This is a genomic window from Streptomyces sp. NPDC059567 (assembly GCF_042735655.1).
Taxonomy (GTDB): Bacteria; Actinomycetota; Actinomycetes; order Streptomycetales; family Streptomycetaceae; genus Streptomyces.
On the sequence record NZ_JBHWBS010000098.1, the window covers coordinates 13,749 to 21,138 of the forward strand.

Sequence of the window (7,390 nt, forward strand, 5' to 3'; positions counted from 1 at the left end):
CCCCACCCCCGAGCGGGATCGGCTCGGGGGGTGGGGGTGGTGCCCCTCCGTGGGGGGGGCCGCGCCCCCGCCCCCCCGCCCCGCCCCCCCCCCCCCCGGGACCCTCGACTCGGCCGCCTTCGCGATCCCCTCGCGCAGCTGCTCCACGAGGGTGCCCCCGCCCGGCTCCAGGGCCGTCAGCGCGGCCGCCGAGTTCAGCAGGACCGCGTCCCGTACCGGTCCGGTCTCGCCCGCGAGCAGCCGGCGGGCGACATCGGCGTTGAACGAGGCGTCGGCGCCGCGCAGCGCCTCCACCGGTACGAGCTCGATGCCGACGTCCCGCGGGTCGAAGGCCTCCTCGCGCACCGCACCGTCCCGTACCACCCAGACGCGCGAGGTGGCCGTGGTCGTCAGCTCGTCCAGGCCGTCGTCTCCGCGGAAGACCAGCGCCGAGGAGCCGCGCTCGGCGAGCACCCCGGCCATGATCGGGGCCATCCGGGCATCGGCCACACCGGTGGCCTGCGCCTTGACCCGGGCGGGGTTGGTGAGCGGACCGAGGAAGTTGAAGGTGGTCCGGATGCCGAGCTCCTTGCGGGCCGCGGCCACATGGCGCAGCGCCGGGTGGAACTTCACCGCGAAGCAGAAGGTGATCCCGGCCTCCTCCGCGACCTCGACGACCCGCTGCGGGGTCAGCTGGAGGTTGACGCCGAGCTTCTCCAGGACGTCGGAGGCGCCGCTCGCACTGGACGCGGCACGGTTGCCGTGCTTGACGACCTTCGCGCCGGTACCGGCCACGACGATCGCCGACATGGTCGAGATGTTGACGGTCTTCGCGCCGTCGCCGCCGGTGCCGACGATGTCCACGGACGGGCCGGGGACCTCGATCACATTGGCATGCTCGTACATGGTCCGGACGAGGCCGGTGATCTCCTCGACGGTCTCGCCCTTGGCGCGCAGCGCGACGGCGAAGCCGGCGATCTGGGCGTCGGTCGCCTCACCCCGCAGGATGCGGTCCATCGCCCAGGCGGTGTCCTCGGCGCTCTGGTCGCGGCCGGTCAGCAGTCCGTCCAGTACGGCGGGCCAGGAGCGGCCCGCCGACGTAGGTCCTCCAGCGGGGGTCGCAGCGCTCATGGCAGCTCCTGGTCAGTGCGTGACGATACGACTCCACCCTATCGACCCACGGGGACGGCAAAGAGCCCCGTCCATCGAATGGACGGGGCTCCCGCTGTGGCGACCTTCTGGGCGTCCCCTCAGGGCGAAGCCCCGGGGGGAGTCAGGTGATCAGTGGTGGCCGTGGCCGCTGGTGATCTCCTTGTACTCCTCGGCGGTCGGCTTGGCGATCTGGTGGTCCTCGCCGTAGTAGCCCTTGTTGAGCTTGACCCGGAGCTTCTCCATGCGACCGATCTTGCGCTCCACGCCGTTCTCGTCGACGAGGGGGCCGAGCTCGGCCGGCTTGTTCTGCTCGTGGGCCGTGAGCCTGTACAGCTCGCCCTGGCTGAGCGGCTGGTGCACCTCGACGAACTCGCCGTGCGGCAGACGCTTGATGACGCCGGACTCGCGACCGTGCAGCACCTTGTCCTTGTCCCGGCGCTGGAGGCCGAGGCAGATCCGCTTGGTGACGACGAACGCGATGACCGGTCCGGCGAAGAAGAAGATCCGGACGAACCAGGTGATCGAGTTCAGCGACAGGTGGAAGTGGGTGGCCCAGAGGTCGTTTCCACCACCGACGAGCATGATCATGTACGCGGTGATCCAGGCGACACCGAAGGCGGTGCGCGTCGGAGCGTTGCGCGGGCGCTGCGCGATGTGGTGCTCGCGCTTGTCGCCGGTGATCCACGACTCGATGAACGGGTACACCGCGATCGCCGCGAGGACCGCCGGGAAGATCGCCAGCGGGATCATCACGCCCAGGACGAGCGTGTGGCCCCAGAGGTTGATCTCCCAGCCCGGCATGACACGGATCAGACCCTCGGCGAAGCCCATGTACCAGTCGGGCTGGGCGCCGGTGGAGACCTGGTCGGGCCGGTACGGGCCGAGCGCCCAGATCGGGTTGATCGAGGCGATCGCCGCGATGATCGCGATGACACCGAAGACCAGGAAGAAGAAGCCTCCGGCCTTGGCCATGTAGACCGGCAGCAGCGGCATGCCCACGACGTTCTTGTTCGTACGGCCGGGGCCCTCGAACTGCGTGTGCTTGTGGTAGAAGACCAGGATCAGGTGGGCGACCACCAGACCCAGCATGATGCCGGGCAGCAGCAGGACGTGCGCCGAGTAGAACCGGGCCACGAAGTCGCCGCCGGGGAACTCCCCGCCGAACAGGAACATCGACAGGTACGTGCCGATGACCGGCACGGACAGGATCGCGCCCTGCATGAAGCGGACACCGGTGCCGGACAGCAGGTCGTCCGGGAGCGAGTAACCGGTGAAGCCGGTGAACATGCCCAGGAAGAACAGCAGGAAGCCGAACAGCCAGTTGATCTCACGCGGCTTGCGGAACGCACCCGTGAAGAACACGCGCATCATGTGCACGAACATGCCGGCGAGGAAGATCAGCGCCGCCCAGTGGTGGATCTGCCGGATGAGCAGACCACCGCGCACATCGAAGGAGATGTGCATGGTCGAGTTGAACGCCTCGGACATCAGCTGTCCCTGCAGCGGGACGTAGCTGCCGTGGTACTCCACCTCGTTCATCGACGGGTGGAAGAACATCGTCAGGTAGACGCCCGTGAGGATGATGATGATGAAGCTGTAGAGGCAGATCTCACCGAGCATGAAGGACCAGTGGTCCGGGAAGATCTTCCGCATGTTGGCCTTGGCCAGGGAGTAGATCCCCAGGCGGCCGTCGGCCCAGTCGGCGACCCGCTCACCGGCGGGTGCCTTCTTCTTGGTGTCGGTCACAGTGCTCATCCGCGCTCCCAGAAGGACGGGCCGACGGGCTCGTCGAAGTCGCCGAGCGCCTCGAGGAAGCCCTTGTCGTTCACGCCGATCCGCAGCGGCGGGGGGGCGTGACCGGCCGGGCCGAAGATGACGCGGGCGCCGTCGGAGAGGTCGAAGGTGGACTGGTGGCACGGGCAGAGCACGTGGTGCGTCTGCTGCTCGTACAGGGAGATCGGGCAGCCGACGTGGGTGCAGATCTTCGAGAAGGCGACGATGCCCTCGTGGCCCCACTCGAGTTCCTGCTTGTCCTTGATGTCCTCCGGCTGAATGCGGACGATCATCAGGGCGGCCTTGGCGATCTGGACCTGGAAGTCGTGGTCGTGCTCCGACAGACCCTCGGGCATCGCGAAGGTCAGCGAACCGACCGCGACGTCCTCGGGACGCAGCGGCTCGTGCGTGTTCATGTTGATGAGCTGCTTGCCCTTGGCCCACAGGGTGGACCGGAGCTTCTTCTCGGGCAGCGGGCCCATGTCACGCAGCAGCACGATGCCGGAGAGCGGTACGAGCGACAGCGCGCCGAACATGGTGTTGCGGATCAGCTTCCGGCGGCCCATGCCGGACTCGGCGGCACCGGCCGCGAAGTCCGCCATGACCTTCGCCTTGGTCTCCGGGGAGGCCTGGATCGGGTGACGCTCGTCGGCGATCTCGACGTCGGACATCAGGGTGCGGGCCCAGTGGACCGCGCCCGCGCCGATGAAGAACAGCGCCAGGCCGAGCGTCCATCCCAGGGCGAAGTTGAGCGCGGACACCCGGCCGAACGGCCAGATGTACACGATCTTGTCGACCGGGAAGATCACGTACGAGGCGATGAAGCCGATCGTGGCCAGCATCGACAGCGTGAACATGAAGGCGACCGCACGCTCGGACCGCCTGGCGGCCCGCTCGTCGATGTCCTGGATGCGCGGCTTGTGAGGCGGCAGGCCCGGGTCGGCGAACGGGTCGTCGAGGACCTTCACCGCGCCGTGCGCGGTGTCCTGCTCAGCGGGCAGGTTCTCTTCTGGAATCTCTTGGCTACTCATGACTTCTTGGCCTTAGCGGTGTGGGCCGCGACCCAGACGGCAACTGCGATCAGCGCACCCAGGCCGAAGACCCATGCGAACAGACCCTCGCTGACCGGGCCGAGGCCGCCGAGCGAGAGCCCGCCGGGGCTGTCGGCCTTTTCGCCGTTGACGGCCTGGACGTACGCGATGATGTCCTTCTTCTCCTTCTCCGGCATGGTCGTGTCCGGGAAGGAGGGCATGTTCTGCGGGCCGGTCTGCATGGCCTCGTACAGGTGCTTCGGGCTCACGCCTTCGAGGTTCGGGGCGTACTTGCCGTGCGTCAGCGCACCGCCCTCACCCGTGAAGTTGTGGCACTGGGCACAGTTGGAACGGAACAGGTCGCCACCACGGGCGATGTCGGCGCCGTCGGGGCTGTACTGGCTCGCCTTCGGCGTGATCGGGCCGGCGCCGAGGGAGGCGATGTACGCCGCGAGCTGATCGATCTCAGCCTGCGTGTAGATGACCTTCTTCTTCGGCACCTGGGCGCCCGGCTGCTGGGCCGGCATACGGCCCGTGCCGACCTGGAAGTCCACGGAGGCCGAGCCGACGCCGACCAGGGAGGGGCCGTCAGTGGTGCCCTGACCGCCGGTTCCGTGGCAGCTGGCGCAGCCGACGGAGTAGAGCTTCTTGCCCTCCTCGATGGCGAGGGACTGGGCGGTTTCATCGGCCTTCGCCGTGCCCGCGGGCGCGAACGCGGCGTACAGCCCCCCAGTGGCCGCCAGCGCGAGAAGTAGGACGACGACCGCCGCCAGCGGATGGCGTCGTCGTGCGGAGAGCTTTTTCACGGATTACCCCGGTGTCAGGATCTTCTGCGTCGATGCTTGCTGGATGTGCTCGGGTCCCGGGACCCGATTACTTGATCATGTAGATCGTGGCGAAGAGGCCGATCCAGACGACATCGACGAAGTGCCAGTAGTAGGACACGACGATGGCGGCGGTTGCCTGCTCGTGAGTGAACCTCTTGGCGGCGTACGTCCGGCCCAGGACCAGCAGGAAGGCGATGAGACCGCCCGTCACGTGCAGGCCGTGGAAACCGGTGGTCAGGTAGAACACGGAGCCGTACGGGTTCGACGAGAGCGAAAGGCCCTCGTGCTTGACCAGCTCGGTGTACTCGAAGACCTGGCCGCCGATGAAGATCGCACCCATCACGAACGTGATGATGAACCACGTCCGGAGCTTCTTCACATCGCCCCGCTCCGCGGCGAAGACGCCGAGCTGGCAGGTGAGGGAGGAAAGCACCAGGATCGTGGTGTTGGTCGCCGAGAACGGGAAGTTCAGGGCCGATGCCTGTTCCTCCCAGAACTCCTGACCGGTCACCGATCGCAGGGTGAAGTACATCGCGAAGAGGGCCGCGAAGAACATCAGCTCGGAACTCAACCAGATGATGGTTCCGACGCTGGTGAGGTTCGGTCGATTGACCGACGGGTGCGCGTGCCCGGTTTCTACTGTCGTTACTGTCGCCACGACCGACATTATGTCGGTCGCTTATCCCGCCCTCACTCCGGGGGGTGCCGTTCGGAGTGTCAGGGGCCTGTGTCCAGCCCGAACGGCCCATCGAAGCGGTCTCCCTGGCGGTGTCGAACCGGTGTTGACGGGGTGTGGGACGGAGTAGCATCCGCCGCATCGGTTGATGACCTTCACGGAGGAACGATGCAGTCGAGCGCCACGGTCCTGGTCTACAGCGACGACGCGAACACGCGGGAGCAGGTGCGCCTGGCTGCGGGGCGCAGGCCCGCGGCCGACGTTCCGCCGGTCGAGTTCTTCGAATGCGCGACACTCCCGGCCGTGCTGAAGCGCCTGGACGAGGGCGGGATCGACGTCTGCGTCCTGGACGGCGAGGCCGTGCCGGCGGGCGGGATGGGTGTGTGCCGGCAGATCAAGGACGAGGTCTTCCAGTGCCCGCCGGTGCTGCTCCTGATCGGCCGCCCGCAGGACGCCTGGCTGGCCACCTGGAGCCGTGCGGACGCCGCTGTCACCCTTCCGGTGGAACCGGTCGAGTTCGCGGCGTCCTTGGCGGCGCTGCTGCGTTCGCGGCTGTCCATCGACGCCTGACGGCCGGACACGCGCTAGATCGACGGCTGCAGGCGGGTCGGGTCGGGCTGGTGGGCGGCGCTCTTGGCGTCGGCCACCAGAGCGCTGCCCTGACGCCACTTGTCCCAGGCCAGGTTCCAGTCGCCGAAACCGTTCCCGAACGGGTCCATCGTGTCGCCGATGCTGTTGACGGTCTGCACGATGTCGCCCGGACGGACGGTCTCGAAGAACCAGGCCGCGTTGCCCGTCGACATGCCGACACAGCCGTGGCTGACGTTCGCGAACCCCTGTGAGCCTACGGACCAGGGCGCGGCGTGGACGTATTCACCGCTCCAGGTGACCCGGGTCGCGTAGTAGACGGGCAGGTCGTACGACTCCGAACTGCCCTCCGCGATGCCGACGCTGGTGCCCCGCATCCGGACGTAGTACTCCTTGCCCAGGACGACTTTGATGCCGTTACGGGTCGAGAAGCCCGGTTTGCCGGTGGTCACCGGCATGGTCTTGATCACTTCTCCGTTGCGCCGCACGGTCATGGAGTACGAGCCCGCGTCCGCGACGGCCTCGATCCGGTCGCCGATCGTCAGCTTCAACGGCTTCGACTCCCCGCCGTACAGCTTGTCGCCGACCTTGACGCCGGCGAGGTTGCCGGTGACCGAGACCGACGCGCCCGCGGGCCAGTACTCCTTCGGGCGGAAGTGCAGCTTCTGGTCGTCCACCCAGTACCAGGAGCCCTCGACGGCGGGCGTGGAGCGGACCTTCAGGGCCCGTTCGACGACCTTCCTGGCCGCCTTGTCCTTGACGGGGACGCTGAGGTCGGCCGTGATGGGCTGCCCGACGCCGTACGTGCCCGCCTCAGGGCCGAACGTCGCGGTCAGGCCCCGCTTGGCCGGGGCCGTCTCGAACGTGAACGTGCGGGTGCCGGGGGCGCCGTCCTCGTCCTCCGTGGAGACCTTGACGGTGTAGCGGCCGCCGGCCGTCAGCGAGCCCGTGGAGCGCCAGCTCTGGCCGTCCGCCGTGAGCTCGCCCGCCAGGTGGTGGCCGGTCTCGTCGATGGCCGTCACGTCGGTGATGCGGCCGTCGTCGCCCTTGGCCGTGATCTCCAGCGCCTTGTCCGGGTCGGCCTTCTCGCCGTCGGCGGGGGCGTTGAAGGAGACCTGCTCGGCGGCGTCGTAGGGCTTCGCCGAGAGGGGGTGGCCGTCGGTGCCCGCGCAGGCACCGGCGCTGGCGGTGACCATGAGGGCCATAAGGGTGCAGCTCAGAACAGTCCGAATGCGCGGCGTGTCGTTCATGACATCACCGTAAGAACATTCCTCGCGCCCAGCGCGTCGAGTGCTGCAAAACAGTGGGCGGGGGGGGGTGCGGGCGGTGTGTCTTGAGCGGGCGCAGAGCGGAGAGTCGCGAGC

Annotated in this window: 7 protein-coding genes; 1 reads left to right on the forward strand and 6 read right to left on the reverse strand. The window is 68.1% G+C overall.

Going from position 1 to position 7,390, the window contains the following annotated elements; genetic code table 11:
- The 5 genes from trpD to ACFVZW_RS30745 all read right to left on the reverse strand — a co-directional run.
- Positions 1-1,110: anthranilate phosphoribosyltransferase (gene trpD / locus ACFVZW_RS30725; protein ID WP_384528113.1), on the reverse strand; the 1,110-nt coding region annotated here is incomplete at its 3' end.
- 150 nt (positions 1,111-1,260) lie between these two features.
- A complete protein-coding gene (locus tag ACFVZW_RS30730; protein ID WP_384528116.1) occupies positions 1,261-2,886 on the reverse strand; it encodes a cytochrome bc complex cytochrome b subunit in 1,626 nt (541 codons plus the stop codon).
- Complete coding sequence (locus ACFVZW_RS30735; protein WP_384528119.1) at positions 2,883-3,935, reverse strand: Rieske 2Fe-2S domain-containing protein; 1,053 nt, start codon at positions 3,933-3,935, stop codon at positions 2,883-2,885. Before ACFVZW_RS30735 ends, ACFVZW_RS30730 begins: the two co-directional genes overlap by 4 nt.
- Positions 3,932-4,741, reverse strand: coding sequence for a c-type cytochrome (locus ACFVZW_RS30740; RefSeq protein WP_362363698.1), 810 nt, complete (start codon positions 4,739-4,741; stop codon positions 3,932-3,934). The genes ACFVZW_RS30735 and ACFVZW_RS30740 overlap by 4 nt, the downstream gene beginning before the upstream one ends.
- A 67-nt stretch (positions 4,742-4,808) precedes the next feature.
- Positions 4,809-5,429 carry a heme-copper oxidase subunit III gene (locus tag ACFVZW_RS30745; RefSeq protein WP_384528122.1) on the reverse strand — a complete coding sequence of 207 codons (621 nt, stop codon included), beginning with the start codon at positions 5,427-5,429 and terminating at the stop codon, positions 4,809-4,811.
- Between the two features lie 177 nt (positions 5,430-5,606).
- On the opposite strand from ACFVZW_RS30745, the gene ACFVZW_RS30750 reads away from it, so the two are divergent.
- Positions 5,607-6,008 carry a hypothetical protein gene (locus ACFVZW_RS30750; RefSeq protein ID WP_362363701.1) on the forward strand — a complete coding sequence of 134 codons (402 nt, stop codon included), beginning with the start codon at positions 5,607-5,609 and terminating at the stop codon, positions 6,006-6,008.
- Positions 6,009-6,022: 14 nt separating this feature from the next.
- Here the strand turns inward: ACFVZW_RS30750 and ACFVZW_RS30755 are convergent, their stop codons facing one another.
- Entirely contained in the window at positions 6,023-7,276 is a 1,254-nt protein-coding gene (locus ACFVZW_RS30755; protein ID WP_384528125.1) for an Ig-like domain-containing protein, read from the reverse strand.
- Positions 7,277-7,390: the final 114 nt, after the last annotated feature.